Raw genomic sequence first — 19,941 nt, 5'->3', positions numbered from 1 at the left:
GACGCGTTCTGTTTGTGCCTCATGGTTTCTCAGGGGGGACCAGGGAATGAACCGTTGCCTACGTCCGCTGGCGTGCTTCGCCACCGCCGCCGCGCTCGCGCTGCTTCCCGTTAAAGCAGACGCCAAGTCGCATCACCAACACCAGGCCAAGAGCGGCCACGGCGACAAGAAGGCGCATGGCGCCAGGGCGACGCGCGAGAGTGCGTCCGGCAAGCGCCGGCACGCCAGGCATGGCGCCGACAAACACAAATCCGCCAAGGCCAAATCCGTTCCGTCCAAATCGGCTGAGACCACGCAGGCAGAACCGGAGAAACCCGCCGGACCGCAATTGTCGGGCGATCTCGCCATGGTCAGGGACGCGATCCTCGCCGCGCGCCGGGGCAAGACCAACGACGCGACAGATATTCAGGCCAAGATCACCGACCCGGTCGGGCGCAAGCTCGTCGAGTGGTATCTGCTCCGCCATTCGGAATCGAATGCGCCGTTCAGCCGCTATGCGGCGTTCATCACCGCCAACCCGGACTGGCCGAGCGTCACGCTGTTGCGCAAACGCGCTGAAGCGCGGATGTGGCAGGAGCGCAGCGATCCGGCCACGGTGCACGGCTTCACCCTCGACCAGCCGATCAGCGCCAAGGGCAAGTTCGCCCTCGCCCGCACCCTGCTCGCCGAAGGCAACCGCGACGGCGCCACCCGGCTGGTGCGCGAGGCCTGGCGTTCGGAGGAATTGCTGGACCGCACCGAGAGCGACGCCTACGACGCGTTCAAGGACCTGCTGACACGCGACGATCATCGCGCGCGCATGGACAAGCGGATCGGCGCCAAGGATCTCGCCGGCGCCCGGCGCGCGGCCCAGCACCTCGGCAGCGACGAGCTCGCGATCGTGAAGGCTTGCGGGGCGGTCCGCGGTCAATCCAGCAAGGCCGAGGACACGCTCAACGACGTGCCGGCCGATGCCCGCAGCGATCTCGGCTATACGCTGTGCCGGATCCAGTTTCTGCTTGCGAAGAACCGGATCGACGATGCGGCGCGCGTGACGATCGCGGCGGCGCCCGAGACGATGGCGCAACAGGACACCGACCAGTGGTGGCGCGAGCGGCGCATCCTCTCCCGCAAGCTGCTCGACCAGGGCGAATACCAGGCGGCCTATAACGTGATCCGGGGCGCGACGGCGCCGGACAATCCCTATTACCGCTCCGACATGCACTTCATGCGCGGCTGGATCGCGCTGCGCTATCTCGACGACGCCAAGACCGCCGCGGCGCATTTCGCGCATATCGACGAAGGCCAGACCAACCCGACGGTGCTGGCGCGCGCCGCCTATTGGCGCGGCCGCGCCGCCGAGGCAGTCGGCAACACCGTGGCGATGCGGGCCGATTACCAGGCCGCAGCGAGGTACCCCACCGCCTATTACGGCCAGCTCGCGCTGGCCAGGCTCGGCAGCGATGGTGGCGTCGAGTTGCGCGCCCCCTCGCCGGCCGCCAGCGCCGGCAGCATGGCGGCCGACGAGCGCGTGCGCGCCGCCGACATGCTCTATGCGATCGGCGAACCGGATATCGTGCTCTATTTCGCAGCCGACCTCGCCGAGGAAAGCACCGATGTCGGCATGCTCGAGGCACTCGGCGAGCTCACCGGCCGCCATAACGATGCCCGCGCCATGCTGCAGATCGGCAAGATCGCGCTCGGGCGCGGCTTCGCTTTCGATCATTACGCCTTCCCGGTGATCGGCATTCCCAAGCACACCCCGATCGCCCCGGATATCGGGCGCAGCATGACCTACTCGATCGCGCGCACCGAAAGCGCGTTCGACCAGCGCGACAAATCGGCGGCCAACGCCGTCGGGCTGATGCAGGTGACGCCCGAGGCTGGCCGCGACACCGCCAAGCGCTTCGGCGTCAGCTATGACTGGAGCCGGATGGTGTCCGATCCGGTCTACAACACCCAGATGGGCGCGGCCGAGCTCAGCGCGCTGCTGTCGGAATATCACAACTGCCACATCATGACCTTCGCCGGCTACAACGCGGGCCGCGGCCGCGTCCGCGACTGGATCAAGGCCTATGGCGACCCGCGCGATCCCAAGGTCGATCCGGTCGACTGGGTGGAGCGGATCCCGATCTCGGAGACGCGCAACTACGTGCAGCGCGTGATGGAGAATTTCGCGGTCTATCAGGCGCGGTTCGAGGACGCCGGCGCGGCGCTGGCCAAGAACGGCGAACGCGTGGTGACGCAGGAGAGCAACGCAGCGCCGGCGCAGTGAGATAAACCCGCCGCAAGAGCGCAACGTCGTCCCGGCGAAAGCCGGGACCCATAACCACCGCTATCGGTTGGTTGAAAATCGTCGGGCCGCATGCCCTTTGCCAAGGCCGCGGAGTATGGGTCCTGGCCCCCGTGCGCAATTGCGCACCAGGCCCGGACGGCGTGAAAGAAAGCGCGCGCCTTCAATCCACCTTGACGTTGGCAGCCTTGATCATCGGCCACCACTTCGCGATTTCCGCCTTCTGCCAGGCGCCGAGCGCTTCCGGAGTGAGCTGGTCCTTCGGTGGCATCTGCAAGCCCAGATTTTCGAGCTGCTTCTGCACCGCCGGGTCGGCCATCGCCGCGACCGCCGCGGCGTTGAGCTTGGCCACGATCTCCTTCGGCGTCCCCTTGGGGACCCAGAGGCCGGACCACAGCGTCATGTGGAAACCCGGCAGGCCGGCCTCGTCGACCGTCGGAACCTCGGGTGCATTCGGCACGCGCTTGGAATCGGTCACCGCATAGGCGCGGATGTTGCCACCGCGGACCTGGTTGATCGAGTTCGAGGTCTGGTCGACGATGATGTCGATCTGGCCGGCGACGAGATCGTTCAACGCAGGTCCGGTGCCGCGATACGGCACGTATTGCAGCTTGATGCCGGAGACGTTCTCGAAATACAGCCCGGCGATATGGCTGCCGCTGCCGGCGCCGGCGGTACCCGCCGTCGGCGGCTCCGGCCGGGACTTCAGCCACGCCAACAGCTCCTTCAGCGATTTCGCCGGCACCGCGTTCTTGCTGACGATGATCATCGGATTGCTCGGCAGCAGCACCACCGGCTCGAGATCGGTGACGAGATCGTAGCCGAGCTTGTAGATCGCGCCATTGGCGACGTGCGTACCCAGATGGCCGAACGAGACCGTGTAGCCGTCAGGCGCCGCGCGCACTGCGCGGCCGACGCCGATCGAGCCGCCCGCGCCGGTCACGTTCTCGATCAGCAGCACCTCGCCGAGCGACTGCTTCATGTGCTCGCCGAGGATTCGCGCCATCGCATCCGAGGGGCCGCCGGCCGCGAACGGCACCACGATGGTGATCGGGTGCGCGGGCCAGGTTTCCGCGGATACGGTTCTCGTGAACGCCAACATCGCCAGCACGGCCAGCACCAGCTTCCGCATCACGCGCTCCCTCAATCTTCTTTGTCGTATCATTTTCGAAGGGCCACCTTTCGACAAGATGGCCCTTCGGATGAGGCGTCAGAACTGCGAGAAGTCGATCGGCTTGTGCCGATCCAGCGCGCGGGTGATCGGCGGCAGCGGGTATTTCAGGCCGCTGGCACAATTGAACAGCATCACGCGGTCGCTCTTGGAAACGCGGCCGTCGGCGAGGCTCTCCTTGTAGGCGGCATAGGTCGCAGCCCCCTCGGGGCAGAGCAACAGCCCCTCCTCGCGCGCGACCTCGTTGAGGGCGGCGCTGATCTTGTCGTCGTCGACCGCGATCGCAAAGCCCTTGCTCTCGCGCACCGCGCGCAGGATGAGGAAGTCGCCGATCGCCTGTGGCACGCGAATGCCCGAGGCGATGGTATGAGCGTCCTCCCAACGCGCCGCATGCTCGGTGCCGGCTTCATAGGCCCGCACCATCGGCGCGCAGCCCGATGCCTGCACCGCGACCATGCGCGGGCGCTTGCTGCCGATGAAGCCGATCTTCTCGAGTTCGTCGAACGCCTTCCACATGCCGATCAGGCCGGTGCCGCCGCCGGTCGGATAGAAGATCACGTCGGGCACGTCCCAGCCGAGTTGCTCGGCGAGCTCGAGCCCCATCGTCTTCTTGCCCTCGATCCGGTACGGCTCCTTCAGGGTCGAGGTGTCGAACCAGCCGACCTTGGCCTTGCCTTCGCCGACGATCTTGCCGCAGTCGTCGATATAGCCGTTGACGCGATAGACGGTGGCGCCCTGCAGCTCGATCTCGCTGACATTAACCTCAGGCGTATCCGCCGGACAGAAGATCGTGGTCTTGATCCCGCAGGAGGTTGCATAGGCAGCGAGCGCCGCGCCGGCATTGCCGTTGGTCGGCATCGCCATGTGCTTGATGCCGAGCGCCTTGCCCATCGACACCGCCATCACCAGTCCGCGCGCCTTGAACGAGCCGGTCGGCAACCGTCCCTCGTCCTTGACGATGATCTCGCCGCCGCCGAGCTTGGCGCCGAGCCGCGGCAGCCGGATCAGCGGCGTCGTGACTTCGCCGAGGCTGACGATGTCCTGGCATTTGCGCACCGGCAACAACTCACGATAACGCCACAAATCGGCTGGACGCTGGGCCAGCGCGTCCTTGGTCAGCGCCTTCTTCACGCCGGCGAGGTCATAGCGCACCAGCAGCGGCTTGCCGGCCTTGGAGAGGTTATGGACCTGGTCGGCCGCATAATGATCGCCCTCCATCGCGCATTCGAGATGGGTCACGAAGGTCGGACGTTCGATGGTGAGGTTGTCGTTGTCTTTCACGAGATTCTATCCTTCTTGTTCTTCGTGATGTCTTCACTGCCAGACCCGTCACCCTGAGGAGCGCGAAGCGCGTCTCGAAGGGCGACGAACCCCGCTGTTAGATCCGGGCCGTGCATTCTTCGAGGCTCGCTCCGCTCGCACCTCAGGATGACGGGATTCAGCGACGTATCCCGAGCTTCAGATATTCAACACCCGCCCGTAAGCGTCGAGCACCGCTTCCTTCATCATTTCCGACAGGGTCGGATGCGGGAATACGGTGTGCATCAATTCCTCTTCCGTGGTCTCCAGATTCATCGCGACCACATAACCCTGGATCAGCTCGGTGACTTCAGCGCCGATCATGTGCGCGCCGAGCAGCTGTCCGGTCTTTTTGTCGAAGATCACCTTGACCAGGCCCTGGTCCTCGCCGAGCGCGATCGCCTTGCCATTGCCGACGAACGGGAAGCGGCCGACGCGGATCTCGCGGCCGCCTTCCTTGGCCTTGGCTTCGGTGAGGCCGACGGAAGCGACCTGCGGGTTGCAGTAAGTGCAGCCCGGGATCATCAGCTTGTCCATCGGATGCGGGTGCAGGCCCTTGATCGCCTCGATGCAGATCACACCCTCATGCTCGGCCTTGTGCGCGAGCATCGGCGGGCCCGCGACGTCGCCGATCGCGTAGATGCCGGGAACGTTGGTCTTGCCGAGACCGTCGATCACGATGCAGCCGCGATCGGTTTTGACGCCGAGCTTTTCCAGCCCGAGCCCTTCGATGTTGCCGACCACGCCGACGGCCGATATCACGCGCTCGAATTCCTTGGTCTGCGGCTGGCCCTTGCCGTCGTCGATGGTCGCGACCACGCTGTCGGCCTTCTTCTCCAGCTTCGTCACCTTGGTCGAGGACATGATCTTGATGCCCATCTTCTCGAAGCGCTTGCGCGCGAGACCGGCGATCTCGGCATCCTCGACGGGCAGGATCTGCGGCAGCACCTCGACGACCGTCACGTCGGCCCCCATGGTGTGGAAGAACGAGGCGAACTCGATGCCGATCGCACCGGAGCCGACCACCAGCAGCGATTTCGGCATCCGCTCCGGCACCATCGCTTCGAAATAGGTCCAGATCAGCTTCTTGTCGGGCTCGAGCCCGGGCAGCACGCGCGGCCGTGCGCCGGTCGCGACGATGATGTGCTTGGCCTGGTAGGTGCCCTCGCCGCTAGCGCCCTTCGGAGCCTCGACCGCCGACTTCTTCACCGTGATCTTGCCGGGCGCATCGATCGTGGCGTCGCCCCAGATCACCGTGATCTTGTTCTTCTTCATCAGGAAGCCGACGCCGTCATTGAGCCGCTTCGAGACGCCGCGCGAACGCTGCACCACGGCCTTCGGATCGAACGAGACATTGTCGGCCGACAGCCCGTAATCCTTGGCGTGCTGCATGTAGTGGTAGATCTCGGCCGAGCGCAGCAGCGCCTTGGTCGGGATGCAGCCCCAGTTCAGGCAGATGCCGCCGAGATAGGATTTCTCGACGATCGCGGTCTTGAAGCCGAGCTGCGCGGCGCGGATCGCGGTGACATAGCCGCCGGGGCCGGAGCCGATGATGATGACGTCGAAGGATGTGTCGGCCATGGCGGCTCCCGTTCAACTCAATTTGTGGCGCCGCGCGCGCGGCTTCTTGCGATCAACGACCTGACCAGCCATTCGAGCCCGATCACCATGGCCATGATGGCCAGGGCCGTCAGCGCGATCGGCTGGGCGATGTTCCGCGCCAGCTGCTCGCCGGCGAAGAACGCGGAGTGCAGTAAATCTAACCCGACCGGATTGCACACCAGCGCGGCCGACAGCAGCAGCGAGATCCAGGGCCAGCGCGTGCGGGCCAAGCCGGCCATTCATCGGTACTCCTGCCATACCGCACCGAGGAATACGGTCCACACCACGGCGAGCACGGCTGCGCCGATCATCATGATCCGGAACTGGAACGTCGAGATCAGGTCGCGGTTGACCGCGACCAGCAGCGCAACGGCGATGGCGACGAGCAGGACGTACGGACCGACGATCGCGTACATGGCCGATGCCCGTCACACCATCATCATCACGGGGTTCTCGATCAGCTGCTTGAAGGCGCCGATCAACTCCGCACCGAGCGCGCCGTCGATCGCGCGGTGATCGCACGACAGGGTGACGCTCATCATGTTCGCGATCTCGATCTTGCCGCCGCGCACGACGGGACGCTCCTCCGAGGAGCCGACCGCGAGGATCGAGGCGTGCGGCGGATTGATCACCGCGGTGAAGTGATTGATGCCGTACATGCCGAGGTTGGAGACCGCGGTGGTGCCGCCCTGGTATTCCTCCGGCTTCAGCTTGCGGGCGCGGGCGCGGGCGGCGAAATCCTTCATCTCGTTGGAGATGGTCGACAGCGTCTTGGTCTCCGCCTTGCGGATGATCGGCGTGATCAGGCCGCCCGGCATCGCCACCGCGACGCCGACGTCGGAATGCTTGTGCTTGAGCATGCCGCCTTCGGTCCAGCTGACGTTGCAGTTCGGGATCTTCTGCAGCGCGACCGCCATCGCCTTGATGACGAAGTCGTTGACCGAGATCTTGTAGAGCGGCTTCTTCTCCTTGTCCTTCGGCGCAGCCGCATTGATCTCCTCGCGCGCGGCAAGCAGCTTGCCGATGTCGCAGTCGATCGTGAGATAAAAGTGCGGAACGTTCTGCACCGAGGCGGTGAGACGCTGTGCGATGGTGCGGCGCATGCCGTCATGCGGCACGACCTCGTAGGAGCCCGGCTCGAACAGCGCCAGGATCTGCTTGTCGGACATCGACGGCGCGATGCTCGGCCCCGCGGCGGGCGCAGCCGCCGGCGCCTTCAGGCCCTTGCCCGACTTGGCATCGTCGACGTCGCGCGCGATGACGCGGCCATGCGGGCCGGTGCCGGTGATGCGACCGAGATCGATGCCGGCCTCTTTCGCCAGCCGGCGTGCCAGCGGCGAGGAAAACACACGCGCGTGGCCGTTGGCTTGCGCGGCCGGTGCCGCGGCCTGAGGCGCGGCTGCGGGCGCTGCGGCCGGCTTCGGTGCAGGCGCTGCTGCCGCAGCGGGAGCTGCCGCAGGCGCGGCCGCGGGCTTCGGTGCCTCGGCGGGCTTGGACGCAGGTGCGGCGCCCGCTCCGGCGCTGGCGGCCGCCTTCACGTCCTCGCCGTCACCGGCCATCACGGCGATGACGTCGTTGACCGGCACGTCCTGGGTGCCCTCGGGCACCACGATCTTGGCGATCGTGCCTTCGTCGACCGCTTCGACTTCCATCGTCGCCTTGTCGGTCTCGATCTCCGCGATCACGTCGCCGGACTTGACCTTGTCGCCCTCTTTCTTGAGCCACTTGGCGAGGTTGCCCTTTTCCATCGTCGGCGACAGCGCGGGCATGAGAATATTGATCGGCATTGTCAGTGACCTTGTTGCGATCGCGGTTTGGTTTGGCCCATGTCGGTCGGCCGGGCGATTTCGGCTTCGAACATCTCGACGATGCGCGCGAGCGCCTCGTCTTCGGTGTATTCGCTCTCGCGCGAATAGGCGCGCGCGGCGTGGCGGGCGATGTCGACGAGCATCAGCCCCCACATGTCCGGCTCCTCGAAGGCGCGCTGGAACGCGATCGAAAGGCCGCCATCCACCACGAAGGCTCGCAGCACCTCAATGGCGTCATCGCGGCCCATCACGTCGGGCGGCAGCGGCTGCTCCTTGGGACCGGCCATCGGCGTTACCGGTAGGACACGGCCTTGGCGGCCGCGACCACCTCGGCGACGGACGGCAGAGCGAGCTTTTCCAGGTTGGCCGCATAAGGCATCGGCACATCCTTGCCGGAGACGCGCGCGACCGGCGCATCCAGATAGTCGAAGGCATGCTCCATGATGCGCGCGGCGACCTCGGAGCCGACGCCGCTCTGCTGCCAGCCCTCCTCCACCGTGACCGCACGCCCGGTCTTCTTCACCGAGTTGATGACGGTCTCGGTATCCATCGGACGGATGGTGCGCAGATCGATCACCTCGGCCTCGATGCCTTCCTTGGCAAGTTCGTCGGCGGCCTTCAGCGCATAGGACATGCCCATCGCCCAGGAGACGATGGTGACGTGATTGCCGGCGCGGGCAATCCGCGCCTTGCCGATCGGCACCACGAAATCGTCGAGCTTCGGTACCTCGCCGGTGTGGCCGTACAGCATCTCGTTCTCGAGGAAGACCACCGGATTGGGATCGCGGATCGCGGCCTTGAGCAGGCCCTTGTAGTCGGCGGCCGAGTACGGCGCGACCACCTTCAGGCCCGGTACCTGCGAGTACCAGGCGGCGTAGTCCTGGCTGTGCTGCGCAGCGACGCGCGCAGCGGCGCCGTTCGGACCGCGGAACACGATCGAGCAACCCATCTGACCGCCGGACATATAAAGCGTCTTGGCCGCGGAATTGATGATCTGGTCGATCGCCTGCATGGCGAAATTCCAGGTCATGAACTCGACGATCGGCTTCAGCCCGGCCATCGCGGCGCCGACGCCGACGCCGGCAAAGCCGTGCTCGGTGATCGGCGTGTCGATCACGCGGCGGGCGCCGAATTCCTGCAACAGGCCCTGCGTCACCTTGTAGGCGCCCTGATACTCGGCAACTTCCTCGCCCATGATGAAGACGTCGCCGTCGCGGCGCATCTCCTCGGCCATAGCATCGCGCAGCGCCTCACGAATGGTCTGGGTGACCATCTCGGTGCCCGCGGGAATCTCCGGATCGGGCAGCGCTTCGCTGACCGGCGCGGCCGGCGCCTTCGCCGCGGGCTGCGGCGCTTCCGCCTTGGCTTCGGCAGGCGCGGCCTCGGCGGCCTTCGGCGCCGGAGCGGCTGGCATCTTGGCGAGGTCGGCGGCGCTTTCGCCGTCGGCCAGGATGGTCGCGATCGGCGTGTTCACCGCGACGTCGGCGGTGCCTTCCGGAATCAGGATCTTGCCGAGCGTGCCTTCGTCGGTGGCCTCGACCTCCATCGTCGCCTTGTCGGTCTCGATCTCGGCGATGACGTCACCGGACTTGATGGTCTCGCCTTCCTTTTTCAGCCATTTGGCGAGGTTGCCCTTCTCCATGGTGGGCGACAGCGCAGGCATCAGCACTTGAATGGGCATATCAGCTCCCGAAATCGGTCTTGAGATTCGTCTGCGCGGGTGGGATCAGCGGTAGATGTCGGTGTAGAGCTCGGACGCATCGGGCTCCGGATCGTGCTGGGCGAAGTCGGCGGCCTCGTTGACGATCTCGCGCACCTCGGCGTCGATCGCCTTCAGGTCCTGCTCGCTGACGCCGGACGCCAGCAAGCGGTTGCGCACCTGCTCGATCGGGTCCTGGTCGTGGCGCACCTTCTCGACTTCCTCGCGCGTGCGGTACTTCGCCGGATCGGACATCGAATGGCCGCGGTAGCGGTAGGTCTGCATCTCCAGGATGATCGGACCGTTGCCGCCGCGGCACCAGGCGGTGGCCTCATCGGCGGCGGCCTTCACCGCACGCACGTCCATGCCGTCGACCTGCTTGCCGGGGATATTGAAGGAGACGCCGCGCTTGGAGAAGTCCTGCTGGGCTGACGCGCGCGACACCGAGGTGCCCATCGCATAGCGATTGTTCTCGATCACGTAGATCACCGGCAGCTTCCACAGCTCGGCCATGTTGAAGCTCTCGTAGACCTGGCCCTGGTTCGCCGCTCCGTCGCCGAAATAAGTCACGCTGACGTTATCATTGCCGCGATAGCGATTGGCGAACGCAAGACCGGTGCCGAGCGACACCTGCGCGCCCACGATGCCGTGACCGCCGTAGAAATGCTTCTCCTTGCTGAACATGTGCATGGAGCCGCCCTTGCCGCGGGAATAGCCGCCGCGGCGGCCGGTCAGTTCGGCCATCACGCCGCGGGATTCCATCCCGCAGGCCAGCATGTGGCCGTGATCGCGGTAGCCGGTTATGACCTCGTCGCCCTGCTTCAGCGCCATCTGCATGCCGACCACGACGGCTTCCTGGCCGATATAGAGATGGCAGAAACCGCCGATCGCACCCATGCCATAGAGCTGACCGGCCTTCTCCTCGAAGCGCCGGATCAGCAGCATGTCCCGCAGGGCCTTGAGCTCCTGCTCCTTGGAGAATTCCGGCGGCGAGCCAGCCTTCTCCTGCCCTGATTCCTTTGCGACGGTTTTCTTGGGTGTGGCCATGGCAATTCCGGGTGAGAGAAGTCGAAGAACCCTCTCTAACCCAACTCAAATCGGCTTGGAAGGATTGCGTTCGCCCGATGGAATTTTGCTATGCCGCACTGCAGCGCGGCGCGACATTTTTGTGATAGCGCGCGAGCGTTTTTGAAATTTGAGAACGCGTCAGTTCGGCTTGTTGATCCGGACCAGATCACGCGGGTTGACGTAGTCGAGCTGGAAGCGCACGCGCTCGTCCAGCATGTCGGGATCAACCCGGTCCGACCGCAACAGCGACACCCGCTGCTCGCCCTCGGCCCGCTCCTTCTTCAAGCGCGCCAACTCGGAGGTCAGCGCGATGATTTCCTGGTCGAGCTCCTGCCGCGCATTCAGGCCGTATTTGCCGGTGTAGGCGTTGACGCCGAAATAGCCGACCATCAGCGCCGCCAGCGTATAGAGGGCGAGACCGGACAGAATCGATTTGAGGCGTGTACGGGAAACCATGGCCGCGAACATGCGGCCATGGAGTTAACGAACGCTAAACGAGCGCGTTTTCGAGCGAAGTGGATACCGGTTCGCGTGAAGCAAACGCGTCAAAAAAGAGCTTAGCCGTTCTGCTTCGCGATGAAGGCGGCAAAAGCGTCGAGATATTGCTGCAACACGCCCTTGAGCGACTCCTTGGTCAGCTCGCCCTTGTCGTCGAAGGCGTCGCCGACGCCATTGAGATAGGCTTCCGGCTGGCCGAGGATCGGCCCGGAAATGCCCGGCAAGATGTTCTGCAGATGCTTCACCGCGCTGACGCCGCCGAGCGGCCCGGGCGAATTGCCGATGATGCCGACCGGCTTGCCGAGGAAGGAGCTCTTGCCGTAGGGCCGCGAGGCGACGTCGATCGCGTTCTTCAGCACGCCCGGGATCGAGCGGTTGTATTCGGGGGTCACGAACAGCACGCCGTTCGACTTCTGCAGCTTCTCACGGAAGGCAAGCCAATCCGCCGGCGGAGCCGCCTCGAGGTCCTGGTTGAAGAAGGAAATGCCCTGAAGCGTCGTGACGTCGAGCTTCAGCGAGGCGGGCGCGAGCTTGGCCAGCGCATTGGCGATCTTGAGCGAGAAGCTCTCCTTGCGGATGCTGCCGACGACGGTGACGATGTTATAGGCCATTACAGATTTCCCCTCGGGTTACGCGTGAAACTGGCCAACCTCACCTACCGGCGCGCCGAGAAACATGCAAGTGCATGGATCACGCAATTCCGGAAACGCATCGTTCACGAAATTGGACCGAACGGCCCGAGGCTCCATCGCTCGCGCAATGGCCAGCACGATTCCGCCCGAACGCCGTGGCGGACCAGCCCGGGGCCAATTGTCGACACCTTCGTCCAACCATAATGCGTTCCGATTCCACGCAGCATCCGGTCGACCGAAGAGCAGGCCATGACAGAGCGCAAGATACGGGTTGCTATCCTGTTCGGCGGACGATCCGCCGAGCATGACGTCTCACGGGCATCGGCGGCCAACGTGCTTCGCTCGCTCGACCCGGATCGCTACGACGCCACGACGATCGGCATCACCCGGGATGGCCGCTGGATCGCGGTTGGCACGGGCAACGGCGCCGGCACCGGCGGCAGCGCATTGACCATTCCCCCCGACGGACCGCAACTCGCGCTGCTGCCGGGAGGCCAGGGCCGCACGCTTGCGCTGGGAAGCGGCGCTGCAGGCGTTCAGGAATTGCCGGCATTCGATGTCGTGTTCCCGGTCCTGCATGGCCCGAACGGCGAGGACGGCACGGTGCAGGGTGCGCTGGAGCTGTCCGACGTGGCCTATGTCGGCTCGCGCGTGATGGGCTCGGCGGCCGGCATGGACAAGGACATCGCCAAGCGCCTGTTGCGCGAGGCGGGATTGCCGATCGTCCCCTTTGTCGTGATGTCGGCCGCGGCGCCCGTCAGCTATGACGATGCCGTCGGCGCCCTCGGATCGCACGAAGTGTTCGTCAAGCCCGCCAACATGGGATCATCGGTCGGCGTGTCGAAGTCGCGCAATGCGGAGGAGTTCGCGGTCGGCTGCCGATTGGCGTTCCGCTTCGACGCCAAGATCCTGATCGAGCGCTGCGTCGCGCCGATCCGGGAGGTCGAGTGCTCCGTGCTCGAGGATGCCGAGGGCCGCATCCGCGCCTCCGAGCTCGGCGAGATCGTTCCCTCCGACAAGCACGGCTTCTACTCCTACGATGCCAAGTATCTCGATGCGGATGGCGCCCTGCTTCAGGTGCCGGCCAACGTTCCCGCTGCCGTCGCCGATCGCATCCGGGAGCTTGCGATCAAGACGTTCGGCGTGCTCGGCTGCGAAGGCATGGCGCGGATCGACTTCTTCCTCCATGGCGAGCAGGCGTTCGTCAACGAGGCGAACACCCTGCCCGGCTTCACCAATATCAGCATGTATCCGCGGCTGTGGGAGGCCAGCGGCCTGCCGCAATCCGAGTTGATGGATGTCCTGATCGGCCATGCCCTGGAGCGTCACAAGCGCTCCAGGAGCCTGGCATATGACCGCGAGTAGCGGATGGCTTCTCGCGCGCGCCGTCACGCACCCTTGTTCGGATTGATCAGGAATTTCTCGCCGGTCGCGCGCTTGCCGTAGACGGCGATGTTGTCGAGCTGCAGGGTCTCCTGCAACGACACCACCTTGGTGTAGTGGCTGGCGAAGGTCGTCTTCAGCTCGGCCACCACGCGCTGCCGCAGCTTGTTGCCGGCCTCGGGGCCGATCTTCATCAGGAACGGGAACAGCAGCCAGCCGCCGACGCCCCAGGCCATGCCGAAGCCGCGCGGCAGCTCGATCGAGCGATTATCGAGACTGCCGTAGACATAGACCTGCTTGTGCACGTTCGAGCCGTAGCGGCTGTAAGCCTTGGCGGTCTTGTTGATCGCGGTCTCCATCGCGACCAGGATCTGGCCCGCGAGCTTGCCGCCGCCGATCGCATCGAAGGCGATGGTCGCGCCGGTCTCGACCAGCGCGGCGGTGAGCTTGTCCATGAAATCGGACGCGCTGGAATCGACGACATGCCTGGCGCCGATCTTGTGCAGGATCTCGGCCTGCTCCTTGTTGCGCACGATGTTGACGAGGCCGATGTCGTCCTTGAGGCAGATCCTGTTGAGCATCTGACCGAGGTTCGACGCCGCCGCCGTGTGCACCAGCGCCTTGTGCCCCTCGCGCCGCATCGTCTCGGTCATGCCGAGCGCAGTCAGCGGATTGACGAAGCAGGATGCGCCTTCCGCCGGCGTGATGCCGTCGGGCAAGGGCAGGCATTCGCCCACCCGCAGCGTGCGGTATTGCGCATACATCGCGCCGCCGATCATCGCGACGGTGCGGCCCATCAGCGCCTTCGCCGCATCCGACGAACCGGTCCGGATCACGACGCCGGCACCTTCATTGCCGACCGGCATGGATTCGTCGAGCCGCGCGGCAAGGCCCGGCAATACCGCTTCCGGCACCCGCGCGGTCACTACAGGCAAGTCCTTGCTGCCGGAGACCTTGGCCGCCGACATGTCGGCGGGGCCGATCAGGAGACCGAGGTCGGACGGATTGATCGGGGTCGCCTCGACCCGGACCACGACCTCGTCGGGTCCGGGCTCGGGGGTCGGGACATTGACCAGAGACAATTCCAGTTCGCCGCTCTTCTTGAGCAGCGAACGCAGTTGCAGACCGCTCTTGCCGTCGCTCATCCCGACCTCCCTTTTTTGCGTTTTATTCAGTCCCGATCAGTTGGGGCGCTAGCCCAGCGCCTTCAAGGCCGCCCTGCCCGCGTATTTCGCCTGCGTGCCGAGCTGCTGCTCGATGCGCAGCAGCTGGTTGTACTTGGCGGTGCGGTCGGAGCGCGCCAGCGAGCCGGTCTTGATCTGCCCGCAATTGGTGGCGACCGCGAGATCGGCGATCGTGGAGTCCTCGGTCTCGCCGGAGCGATGCGACATCACCGCGGTGTAGCCGGCCTTGTAGGCCATCTCGATCGCCGCAAGCGTCTCGGTCAGCGTGCCGATCTGGTTGACCTTGACCAGGATCGAATTGCCGCGGCCGTTCTTGATGCCGTCGGCAAGCCGCGTGACGTTGGTGACGAACAGATCGTCGCCGACCAGCTGGCACTTCTTGCCGATCGCATCCGTCAGCTCCTTCCAGCCGTCCATGTCGTCTTCCGACATGCCGTCCTCGATGGTGACGATCGGGTAGCGACCGACCAGATCGGCGAGATACTTCACCTGCTCCGAACGCGAACGGGTCTTGTTCTCGCCGCCATAGACATAGGCGCCTTCCTTGAAGAACTCGGTCGAGGCGCAGTCGAGGCCGAGCACGACGTCGTCGCCCGCCTTGTAGCCGGCCTTGCCGATCGCGTTCATCACGAACTCGAGCGCGGCGTCGGCCGACGGCAGGTTCGGCGCGAAGCCGCCCTCGTCGCCGACATTGGTGTTGTGGCCGGCTTTCTTCAGCTCGCCGCGCAGCGTGTGGAAGATCTCCGAGCCGCAGCGCAGCGCTTCGGCGAACGAGGTGGCGCCGACCGGCAGGATCATGAATTCCTGGAAGTCGATCGGGTTGTCGGCATGCACGCCGCCATTGATGATGTTCATCATCGGCACCGGCAGCGTCCGCGCCGAGGTGCCGCCGACATAGCGATACAGCGGCATGTCGAAGGATTCGGCGGCGGCCTTGGCGCAGGCCAGCGAGACGCCGAGGATGGCGTTGGCGCCGAGCCGGCTCTTGTTCGGCGTGCCGTCGAGATCGATCATGATCTGGTCGATCGCGACCTGGTCCTCGACCGAGTGATCGGCGAGCGCCTCGAAGATCTCGCCATTGACCGCGGCGACGGCCCTCTGCACGCCCTTGCCGAGATAGCGCGACTTGTCGCCGTCGCGCAGTTCCACCGCCTCATGCGCGCCGGTGGAGGCGCCCGACGGCACCGCCGCGCGGCCGATTGACCCATCCTCCAGCACCACATCGACCTCGACCGTGGGATTGCCGCGGCTATCAAGGATTTCGCGGCCGATGATGTCGATGATGTCAGTCATGAGAACCTCTTATGGCAGTGAGGGGGTCGGATGGCGGTGCTTCTACCGCAATGCATCGAGGGGGAAAAGGCCGCCTGACGGGCTCCCGACGTGGCCCTACTTTGCATGGGGTTGTTTTGCAGGAAAACCGGTTTCCACTTTTCCGGATCATGCTCTATGAGACCCGGACGGAGACCCCAATGGCAAAGAAATCCAGCAAATCAACGACCTCCCCCGGCCTGCAACTCGGCCGTGCGGTTGAATGGCCCAACAGCCCGGAAAAGGCGCAACTCGACCGCGTGCCCAATCCGCAAGCTGGTACCGATTATCTGGTGCGCTTCACGGTGCCGGAATTCACCTCGATCTGCCCGGTGACGGGCCAACCGGATTTCGCGCATCTGGTGATCGACTATGTGCCGGGCCGCTGGCTGCTGGAGTCCAAATCGCTGAAACTGTTCGCCGCGAGCTTCCGCAACCATGGCGCCTTCCATGAGGACTGCACGGTCATGATCGGCAAGCGGATATCAGACGAGATCAAGCCGAAATGGCTGCGCATCGGCGGCTACTGGTACCCGCGCGGCGGCATCCCGATCGACGTGTTCTTCCAGACCGGAAGGCTGCCGAAGGGAATCTGGGTTCCCGACCAGGGCGTCGCGACATATCGCGGGCGGGGTTAGACGTTCGCGGTAAGCACACAAATCAAAATCTGACCTTTACCTTCGCTTCAAGCCTGCTTTGCTAGGGTCGTGTGCACCTTCTCATACGACCCACAGGCCACACGTGAATGACAGTTCCAACTCGGCTAACTTCAACGCCCGTCAACTTCGCTTTTGGCTAGCGACCCTTTCGCCGGGCGATCTGTCCGTCAATGAAGGCGCGGCGGCGCGCCCCGGAAGCGTCATGATCACTGGGGTCGGAAGTCCCAATGACGCGTTGTGGTCGCAGATGGAAGGTGCAGGTTGGGCAAACCGGATCACGGTCGATGATCCGTCCATGGCTAACGTGGCAAGCACCTTCGCTTTCACCGAGGCGGGCGCGCGCGCCGTGACGAAGGCTCTCGCTGAACTCGTCTCCTGGAATGCGCAGATCATGGCGCTATTCAACGGCTTCGACTCGTCGGAGCACGTGCAGCAGCTCTGCGGCGTCTTCAGCCGGTTGACCCTTCGAACGGCGGCGCAACTCGCCATCGCACAAAAATCGACGCCCGCAACCGAGGACGGTCTAGCTCGGCAGCGCGACTGCATCCTCGCTCTGGACGAGATCAGTAAGGGCGTTCGTATGGCGGGGCAGTACATCATCGAGGCCCTTGCGCTTGGTCCGGACATCGACGTTGGCCGGGTCCGCTTGGAGCGCTCCGCCGCGGCCCTGCACTATGCTGAGCAATGTCTGACGGAAAGGGCGACCGAGGTCCTTGCTGTGCAGTCCGGCCGTTCCTTGCCGCCCTCCTGAGCTACGCCTCGACGTCCGGCCGCGCGGCAGCATCGGCCGGCCGCGTCTGCTTCAAAAATCTCGCGCAGATGAAGCCGAGCACCACCATCACCGCCCCCGCCGAGACCAGCGTTGCGGTCTTGCCGGCGTGTTGAAGCCCAAAACCGTAGGCGATCGGGCCGACGGTCTGGCCCATGAAGAAGAAGAACGAGTGCAGCGACAGCGCGGTGGCGCGCGCCTCGACCGACAGCTCGCTGGCGAACACCTGCAGGCAGCCGTGGATCATGTAGAAGCCGAGGCCCATCACCATGAGGCCCGCCATCTGCAGCTTCCAGTGCGGCCCGAAGGCGACGCCGACCAGCTGGATCGCAACCAGCGTCGCACCAACGATCATCATGCCCCTCACGCCCATCCACGGCAGCAGCCGCGACACCGTCAGCGTGTAGAACAATCCGCCGATGGCAAAGCCCGCGATCACGATGCCGGCGATCGACAGCGAGGTCTCGCCGAGCTCGAACAGGAACGAGGCGATGAAGGGAAACAGCCCGAGCACGCAACAGCCTTCGACGAAAACAGCCGAATAGCAGATCCGCGCATTCGGGTTGGTGAAGATGGTGCGATAGCCGTGGCGCAGCGCCTTCAGGCTGGTGCGCGGCGGCCGGTTTAGTTCGGCGCCGCGGAAGCCGGCGGCAACTGCGAGCGCAACGATGATCACGAGGCCGCCGAGCACCGCGAGCACGCCGCGCCAACCGAGGAAATCGCCGATCAGGCCGGAGGCGGTCGCGCCGAGCAGATTGCCGGTCATCGAGCCCGCCAGCGTTCGCCCGATCGCGAGCTGCCGCTTGTCCGGACCAACGAGGTCGCTGGTCAGCGACAGCGCCACCGGAAACACCCCGCCCGAACCGATGCCGGCGAGGATGCGGGTCACGAACAGCATCGGGAACGAGGTCGAGAGCGCGCCGAGGATATTGGCGACGCCGAGCAGCCCGAGGCAGATCGTCATCAGCCGCGCCTTGCCGAACAGATCGGCGGCGGCGCCGATCGCCGGCTGGACCGCGGCAAAGGTGAAGGCAAACACCGCGGCAAAGCTCGCCGCGGTCGCGATGCTGACGCCGAAATCATCCGCAACATGCGGCAGCACCGGATCGAGCGCGCGCACCGACAGGCTCGCCGCGAAGGTCGCCAGCGTGATCACGTTGAGGGCCGGCGGCATGCCGCTCTTTGCGGTCATGTCGTCATCCGCCGGTCAGGCTACCGTCTTCGCCAGCGCGTCGAACTGCATCAGCCGTTTGACGAGGGATTCGAAATCACGGAGCGGCACCATGTTGGGTCCGTCCGATGGCGCGTGATCCGGATCGGGATGGGTCTCGATGAAGACGCCGGCGACACCGACCGCGACCGCGGCCCGCGCCAAGACCGGCACGAACTCGCGCTCGCCGCCCGACGAGGTGCCCTTGCCGCCCGGCTGCTGCACCGAATGGGTCGCGTCGAAGATCACAGGCGCGCCGGTGGTGCGGGCAAGGATCGGCAGCGCGCGCATGTCTGACACCAGCGTGTTGTAGCCGAACGATGCGCCGCGCTCGGTGACCAGCACATTGGCATTGCCGGCGCCGGTGATCTTGCTGACCACATTCGCCATGTCCCACGGCGCCAGGAACTGCCCCTTCTTGACGTTGACGACCTTGCCGGTCGCAGCCGCAGCCAGCAAGAGATCGGTTTGCCGGCACAGGAAGGCCGGGATCTGCAGCACGTCGACCGCCTGCGCCGCTTCCGCGCACTGGTCGGGTTCATGCACGTCGGTCAGCACGGGTAGCCCGAGCGAAGACCGGATCTCCGCGAAGATCGGCAACGCCTGCTTCAGCCCGATGCCGCGCGCGGCCGACGCGCTGGTGCGGTTCGCCTTGTCGAACGAGGTCTTGTACACCAGACCGATTTTCAGCCGGGTCGCGATCTCCTTCAGCGCGGACGCCACTTCAAGCGCATGCGCGCGGCTCTCGAGCTGGCACGGACCGGCGATGATCGAGATGGGCAAGGCGCTGCCGAACTTGGCCGATCCGATGGCAACGATCGGCGCGGCGGCTGGCGCGGAAACTTGATTGGTCAAAATGCTGCATCCTTTTGGTCGGCGACCATGCAATCCCGCGCGGAAGGGATCAAGCCATCCCGCACGATGAGGGGGTTGCACTGACGCCGTGGGTGCGCCGTGCTATCACAATCCTGCCCCAACGGGGGCTATAGACTGACGCGGAACAGATTCCTACGAGGACGACATGCGTATTTCGCTCGCGATCGGAGCCGTGGCCGTCCTGTCGGTGCTGCCCACGCTGGCCTATGGCCAGGCCAGCAGCCAGCCCGGGGTCGTCACCAGCGGCGCCACCGGCGTCACCATCAACGGCAAACCGGCGGCGCGCAGCGGCGACACCACCAGCAATGGCGGCCCGCTGGTCGAAGGCGTCCCCAACGTCCTGATCAACGGCAAGCCGGCGGTCGTGATGGGCGATCGCACGCATTGCGGCGGCAAGACGACCTCAGGCAGCCACGGCGTCTTCATCAACGGCAAGCCGATGGTCCGCGAAGGCGATCAGACATCCGGCTGCGCGCAATAGGGTCCGGACTCATAACGCG

General features: G+C 65.2%; 20 protein-coding genes. 5 read left to right on the top strand and 15 right to left on the bottom strand.

Annotation, left to right across the window (positions count from 1 at the left end):
* Positions 1-46: 46 nt before the first annotated feature.
* Positions 47-2,254, top strand: a complete 2,208-nt coding sequence (locus tag JQ616_RS08605) for a lytic transglycosylase domain-containing protein (protein WP_212013673.1) — start codon at positions 47-49, stop codon at positions 2,252-2,254.
* A 181-nt stretch (positions 2,255-2,435) separates the two neighbouring features.
* On the opposite strand, the gene JQ616_RS08600 is transcribed toward JQ616_RS08605, so the two are convergent.
* The 11 genes from JQ616_RS08600 to JQ616_RS08550 all read right to left on the bottom strand — a co-directional run bounded on the left by JQ616_RS08600 (position 2,436) and on the right by JQ616_RS08550 (position 12,028).
* Positions 2,436-3,404: a tripartite tricarboxylate transporter substrate binding protein BugD gene (locus JQ616_RS08600; protein ID WP_212013672.1), complete on the bottom strand. Its 969-nt coding sequence runs from the start codon at positions 3,402-3,404 to the stop codon at positions 2,436-2,438.
* Positions 3,405-3,482: 78 nt separating this feature from the next.
* Positions 3,483-4,724: a threonine synthase gene (locus JQ616_RS08595; protein ID WP_212013670.1), complete on the bottom strand. Its 1,242-nt coding sequence runs from the start codon at positions 4,722-4,724 to the stop codon at positions 3,483-3,485.
* 177 nt (positions 4,725-4,901) lie between these two features.
* Entirely contained in the window at positions 4,902-6,323 is a 1,422-nt protein-coding gene (gene lpdA, locus JQ616_RS08590; RefSeq protein WP_212013669.1) for a dihydrolipoyl dehydrogenase, read from the bottom strand.
* A 17-nt stretch (positions 6,324-6,340) separates the two neighbouring features.
* Positions 6,341-6,583, bottom strand: coding sequence for a hypothetical protein (locus JQ616_RS08585; protein WP_212013668.1), 243 nt, complete (start codon positions 6,581-6,583; stop codon positions 6,341-6,343).
* Positions 6,584-6,760 carry a hypothetical protein gene (locus tag JQ616_RS08580; RefSeq protein ID WP_212013667.1) on the bottom strand — a complete coding sequence of 59 codons (177 nt, stop codon included), beginning with the start codon at positions 6,758-6,760 and terminating at the stop codon, positions 6,584-6,586. It abuts the gene before it with no gap.
* Positions 6,761-6,772: 12 nt separating this feature from the next.
* Positions 6,773-8,131, bottom strand: a complete 1,359-nt coding sequence (locus JQ616_RS08575; RefSeq protein ID WP_212013666.1) for a pyruvate dehydrogenase complex dihydrolipoamide acetyltransferase — start codon at positions 8,129-8,131, stop codon at positions 6,773-6,775.
* 2 nt (positions 8,132-8,133) lie between these two features.
* Entirely contained in the window at positions 8,134-8,439 is a 306-nt protein-coding gene (locus tag JQ616_RS08570; protein ID WP_024583574.1) for a DUF5076 domain-containing protein, read from the bottom strand.
* Between the two features lie 5 nt (positions 8,440-8,444).
* Entirely contained in the window at positions 8,445-9,833 is a 1,389-nt protein-coding gene (locus JQ616_RS08565) for a pyruvate dehydrogenase complex E1 component subunit beta (RefSeq protein ID WP_212013665.1), read from the bottom strand.
* Between the two features lie 45 nt (positions 9,834-9,878).
* Positions 9,879-10,898, bottom strand: a complete 1,020-nt coding sequence (pdhA, locus tag JQ616_RS08560; protein WP_212013664.1) for a pyruvate dehydrogenase (acetyl-transferring) E1 component subunit alpha — start codon at positions 10,896-10,898, stop codon at positions 9,879-9,881.
* 159 nt (positions 10,899-11,057) lie between these two features.
* The gene (locus JQ616_RS08555) at positions 11,058-11,375 is read right to left on the bottom strand and encodes an FtsB family cell division protein (RefSeq protein WP_212013663.1); all 318 of its coding nucleotides are present in this window, start codon (positions 11,373-11,375) and stop codon (positions 11,058-11,060) included.
* A 101-nt stretch (positions 11,376-11,476) separates the two neighbouring features.
* Positions 11,477-12,028, bottom strand: coding sequence for an NADPH-dependent FMN reductase (locus JQ616_RS08550; RefSeq protein WP_212013662.1), 552 nt, complete (start codon positions 12,026-12,028; stop codon positions 11,477-11,479).
* Positions 12,029-12,298: 270 nt separating this feature from the next.
* Between JQ616_RS08550 and JQ616_RS08545 the strand changes: the two genes are divergently transcribed.
* Positions 12,299-13,414, top strand: a complete 1,116-nt coding sequence (locus tag JQ616_RS08545; protein ID WP_212013661.1) for a D-alanine--D-alanine ligase family protein — start codon at positions 12,299-12,301, stop codon at positions 13,412-13,414.
* A gap of 23 nt (positions 13,415-13,437) precedes the next feature.
* Here JQ616_RS08545 and JQ616_RS08540 read toward each other — a convergent pair whose 3' ends face one another.
* Complete coding sequence (locus tag JQ616_RS08540) at positions 13,438-14,577, bottom strand: zinc-binding dehydrogenase (RefSeq protein WP_212013660.1); 1,140 nt, start codon at positions 14,575-14,577, stop codon at positions 13,438-13,440.
* Between the two features lie 48 nt (positions 14,578-14,625).
* Positions 14,626-15,909: a phosphopyruvate hydratase gene (eno, locus tag JQ616_RS08535; RefSeq protein ID WP_212013659.1), complete on the bottom strand. Its 1,284-nt coding sequence runs from the start codon at positions 15,907-15,909 to the stop codon at positions 14,626-14,628.
* A gap of 179 nt (positions 15,910-16,088) precedes the next feature.
* On the opposite strand from eno, the gene queF reads away from it, so the two are divergent.
* Both queF and JQ616_RS08525 read left to right on the top strand, forming a co-directional pair.
* The gene (gene queF / locus JQ616_RS08530; RefSeq protein WP_212013657.1) at positions 16,089-16,565 is read left to right on the top strand and encodes a preQ(1) synthase; all 477 of its coding nucleotides are present in this window, start codon (positions 16,089-16,091) and stop codon (positions 16,563-16,565) included.
* Positions 16,566-16,668: 103 nt separating this feature from the next.
* On the top strand, positions 16,669-17,337 hold the full coding sequence (locus JQ616_RS08525; protein WP_157113474.1) for a hypothetical protein: 669 nt from the start codon (positions 16,669-16,671) through the stop codon (positions 17,335-17,337).
* 1 nt (position 17,338) lies between these two features.
* Here JQ616_RS08525 and JQ616_RS08520 read toward each other — a convergent pair whose 3' ends face one another.
* Together JQ616_RS08520 and kdsA are read right to left on the bottom strand one after the other, a co-directional pair.
* Entirely contained in the window at positions 17,339-18,547 is a 1,209-nt protein-coding gene (locus JQ616_RS08520; protein ID WP_212013655.1) for an MFS transporter, read from the bottom strand.
* Positions 18,548-18,562: 15 nt separating this feature from the next.
* A complete protein-coding gene (gene kdsA / locus JQ616_RS08515) occupies positions 18,563-19,420 on the bottom strand; it encodes a 3-deoxy-8-phosphooctulonate synthase (protein ID WP_212013653.1) in 858 nt (285 codons plus the stop codon).
* Positions 19,421-19,586: 166 nt separating this feature from the next.
* Here kdsA and JQ616_RS08510 point away from each other — a divergent pair, with 166 nt between their 5' ends.
* A complete protein-coding gene (locus tag JQ616_RS08510; protein WP_212013652.1) occupies positions 19,587-19,922 on the top strand; it encodes a PAAR domain-containing protein in 336 nt (111 codons plus the stop codon).
* The last annotated feature ends 19 nt before the right edge of the window (positions 19,923-19,941 follow it).

This window comes from Bradyrhizobium tropiciagri, assembly GCF_018130545.1.
GTDB lineage: Bacteria > Pseudomonadota > Alphaproteobacteria > Rhizobiales > Xanthobacteraceae > Bradyrhizobium > Bradyrhizobium tropiciagri_A.
Note: the sequence above shows the minus strand (reverse complement) of the source record. Positions and strands in the feature narration are given on the sequence as shown.

What these genes read in the sequence shown, in the direction of transcription:
- JQ616_RS08605 (WP_212013673.1), top strand. Translation starts at nt 47, where the DNA reads ATGAACCGTTGCCTACGTCCGCTGGCGTGCTTCGCCACCGCCGCCGCG.
- JQ616_RS08600 (WP_212013672.1), bottom strand. Translation starts at nt 3,404, where the DNA reads ATGCGGAAGCTGGTGCTGGCCGTGCTGGCGATGTTGGCGTTCACGAGA.
- lpdA (WP_212013669.1), bottom strand. Translation starts at nt 6,323, where the DNA reads ATGGCCGACACATCCTTCGACGTCATCATCATCGGCTCCGGCCCCGGC.
- JQ616_RS08585 (WP_212013668.1), bottom strand. Translation starts at nt 6,583, where the DNA reads ATGGCCGGCTTGGCCCGCACGCGCTGGCCCTGGATCTCGCTGCTGCTG.
- JQ616_RS08580 (WP_212013667.1), bottom strand. Translation starts at nt 6,760, where the DNA reads ATGTACGCGATCGTCGGTCCGTACGTCCTGCTCGTCGCCATCGCCGTT.
- JQ616_RS08575 (WP_212013666.1), bottom strand. Translation starts at nt 8,131, where the DNA reads ATGCCGATCAATATTCTCATGCCCGCGCTGTCGCCGACGATGGAAAAG.
- JQ616_RS08570 (WP_024583574.1), bottom strand. Translation starts at nt 8,439, where the DNA reads ATGGCCGGTCCCAAGGAGCAGCCGCTGCCGCCCGACGTGATGGGCCGC.
- JQ616_RS08565 (WP_212013665.1), bottom strand. Translation starts at nt 9,833, where the DNA reads ATGCCCATTCAAGTGCTGATGCCTGCGCTGTCGCCCACCATGGAGAAG.
- pdhA (WP_212013664.1), bottom strand. Translation starts at nt 10,898, where the DNA reads ATGGCCACACCCAAGAAAACCGTCGCAAAGGAATCAGGGCAGGAGAAG.
- JQ616_RS08555 (WP_212013663.1), bottom strand. Translation starts at nt 11,375, where the DNA reads ATGGTTTCCCGTACACGCCTCAAATCGATTCTGTCCGGTCTCGCCCTC.
- JQ616_RS08550 (WP_212013662.1), bottom strand. Translation starts at nt 12,028, where the DNA reads ATGGCCTATAACATCGTCACCGTCGTCGGCAGCATCCGCAAGGAGAGC.
- JQ616_RS08545 (WP_212013661.1), top strand. Translation starts at nt 12,299, where the DNA reads ATGACAGAGCGCAAGATACGGGTTGCTATCCTGTTCGGCGGACGATCC.
- JQ616_RS08540 (WP_212013660.1), bottom strand. Translation starts at nt 14,577, where the DNA reads ATGAGCGACGGCAAGAGCGGTCTGCAACTGCGTTCGCTGCTCAAGAAG.
- eno (WP_212013659.1), bottom strand. Translation starts at nt 15,909, where the DNA reads ATGACTGACATCATCGACATCATCGGCCGCGAAATCCTTGATAGCCGC.
- queF (WP_212013657.1), top strand. Translation starts at nt 16,089, where the DNA reads ATGGCAAAGAAATCCAGCAAATCAACGACCTCCCCCGGCCTGCAACTC.
- JQ616_RS08520 (WP_212013655.1), bottom strand. Translation starts at nt 18,547, where the DNA reads ATGACCGCAAAGAGCGGCATGCCGCCGGCCCTCAACGTGATCACGCTG.
- JQ616_RS08510 (WP_212013652.1), top strand. Translation starts at nt 19,587, where the DNA reads ATGCGTATTTCGCTCGCGATCGGAGCCGTGGCCGTCCTGTCGGTGCTG.